This is a genomic window from Lactobacillus sp. (assembly GCF_051893255.1).
Lineage (GTDB): Bacteria > Bacillota > Bacilli > Lactobacillales > Lactobacillaceae > Lactobacillus.
On record NZ_JBJFHB010000060.1, the window covers coordinates 1 to 1,810 of the forward strand.

Annotated in this window: 15 tRNA genes; all 15 read right to left on the reverse strand. The window is 48.0% G+C overall.

What is annotated here, in order from left to right:
• Positions 1 to 324: 324 nt before the first annotated feature.
• Positions 325 to 412 (reverse strand) — tRNA-Ser (locus ACI4WN_RS05045).
• A 2-nt stretch (positions 413 to 414) separates the two neighbouring features.
• Positions 415 to 488 (reverse strand) — tRNA-Ile (locus tag ACI4WN_RS05050).
• Positions 489 to 491: 3 nt separating this feature from the next.
• Positions 492 to 562: transfer RNA gene (locus tag ACI4WN_RS05055), tRNA-Gly, on the reverse strand.
• 17 nt (positions 563 to 579) lie between these two features.
• A tRNA-Phe gene (locus ACI4WN_RS05060) sits at positions 580 to 652 on the reverse strand.
• A 2-nt stretch (positions 653 to 654) separates the two neighbouring features.
• Positions 655 to 728 (reverse strand) — tRNA-Met (locus tag ACI4WN_RS05065).
• Between the two features lie 16 nt (positions 729 to 744).
• A tRNA-Ile gene (locus tag ACI4WN_RS05070) sits at positions 745 to 818 on the reverse strand.
• Positions 819 to 830: 12 nt separating this feature from the next.
• Positions 831 to 904 (reverse strand) — tRNA-Met (locus tag ACI4WN_RS05075).
• 34 nt (positions 905 to 938) lie between these two features.
• Positions 939 to 1,012 (reverse strand) — tRNA-Pro (locus tag ACI4WN_RS05080).
• Positions 1,013 to 1,018: 6 nt separating this feature from the next.
• Positions 1,019 to 1,092: transfer RNA gene (locus tag ACI4WN_RS05085), tRNA-Arg, on the reverse strand.
• Between the two features lie 8 nt (positions 1,093 to 1,100).
• Positions 1,101 to 1,186: transfer RNA gene (locus tag ACI4WN_RS05090), tRNA-Leu, on the reverse strand.
• Between the two features lie 13 nt (positions 1,187 to 1,199).
• Positions 1,200 to 1,271 (reverse strand) — tRNA-Gly (locus ACI4WN_RS05095).
• Positions 1,272 to 1,275: 4 nt separating this feature from the next.
• A tRNA-Thr gene (locus ACI4WN_RS05100) sits at positions 1,276 to 1,348 on the reverse strand.
• 13 nt (positions 1,349 to 1,361) lie between these two features.
• Positions 1,362 to 1,443 (reverse strand) — tRNA-Leu (locus tag ACI4WN_RS05105).
• A gap of 12 nt (positions 1,444 to 1,455) precedes the next feature.
• A tRNA-Lys gene (locus tag ACI4WN_RS05110) sits at positions 1,456 to 1,528 on the reverse strand.
• 2 nt (positions 1,529 to 1,530) lie between these two features.
• Positions 1,531 to 1,603, reverse strand: a tRNA-Val gene (locus ACI4WN_RS05115).
• Positions 1,604 to 1,810 lie beyond the last annotated feature (207 nt).

Sequence of the window (1,810 nt, forward strand, 5' to 3'; positions counted from 1 at the left end):
AACTCATGTTACCGCCGTGAAAGGGCGGTGTCTTAACCACTTGACCAACGGGCCGTCACAAGCACTCTTAAAATGATACTTGATTGTTAATTGTTTGTCAAGAGCTTTTTACTAAACTTGTTAGTTGCCTTGACCGACGCTCGCGCGTCAACAAATAATAGAATACCGAAAAATAGGCCCTTTGACAAGTCTTTTTTGACAAAAACTTTACTTTTTTCTTGATCTCTTTCTCTCCCCTGCTATAAGCCTTTAAATATAAGAAAAAACAGAAAGACTGACTGCCGAGCAAACAAAAAAGAGCTGAAAATCAGCTCTTTCATCAGGCGGAGTAGCAGAGATTCGAACTCTGGCGCCAGTTTCCCGACCTACACCCTTAGCAAGGGCGCCTCTTCAGCCACTTGAGTACTACTCCAATGGGCCTGGATGGACTTGAACCATCGACCTCACGCTTATCAAGCGTGCGCTCTAACCAGCTGAGCTACAGGCCCATAAGCGGGTAACGAGAATCGAACTCGCGACAACAGCTTGGAAGGCTGTGGTTTTACCACTAAACTATACCCGCATCTATTCGGTTTTCCATGGCGCGGGACGGAATCGAACCGCCGACACAAGGAGCTTCAATCCTTTGCTCTACCAACTGAGCTACCGAGCCGATTGCGGGAGCCGGATTTGAACCAACGACCTTCGGGTTATGAGCCCGACGAGCTACCAGACTGCTCCATCCCGCGATATTAAAATAAAAAATGGACCTTGTAGGACTCGAACCTACGACAGGACGGTTATGAGCCGTCTGCTCTAACCGACTGAGCTAAAGGTCCAAGCAGGTCTAATAGCGGCGGGGGGGATCGAACCCTCGACCTCCCGGGTATGAACCGGACGCTCTAGCCAGCTGAGCTACACCGCCATGTTGCATTAACATGGATATATTAACATGCAAATCGGGAAGACAGGATTTGAACCTGCGACCCCCTGGTCCCAAACCAGGTGCTCTACCAAACTGAGCCACTTCCCGCAACCATGCACCCAGTAGGAGTCGAACCTACAACCTTTTGATTCGTAGTCAAACACTCTATCCAGTTGCGCTATGGGTGCAAATATAATGCCGAAGACCGGGGTCGAACCGGTACGGTTGAAACCAACCGCAGGATTTTAAGTCCTGTGCGTCTGCCAATTCCGCCACTCCGGCATATTTGGTAAAAAGCGGAAGACGGGATTCGAACCCGCGACCCCCACCATGGCAAGGTGATGTTCTACCACTGAACTACTTCCGCATGATGCCGATTATACGACTTGAACGTACGACCCCCTGTTTACAAGACAGATGCTCTACCAACTGAGCTAAATCGGCAAAGATATTCAAATACGGGTGGTGGGACTTGAACCCACACGTCCGAAAACACTAGAACCTAAATCTAGCGCGTCTGCCAATTCCGCCACACCCGCAGATCAGGGCCATGAGTCGTGAGGGACTTGAACCCTCGACCCTCTGATTAAAAGTCAGATGCTCTACCGACTGAGCTAACGACTCGATGGAGGATACAGGGCTCGAACCTGTGACCTCCTGCTTGTAAGGCAGATGCTCTCCCAGCTGAGCTAATCCTCCATAATATTTTGTGGCTTGTGCCGTAAGCACAAATACTAGTATATCTTATTCAGCCCAAATTTCAAGTCCTTTTGCCAACTTTTTTAAAAAGGGAAAGTTGCAAGTCGTTATTTCTCTAGCATTCATCCCCTTTTTTCTTAAATAAAAAAGCAGATAAAACAGCATCAAAAAAACGGTGGATTTATATCCACCGTTTTGGAAAAGAAT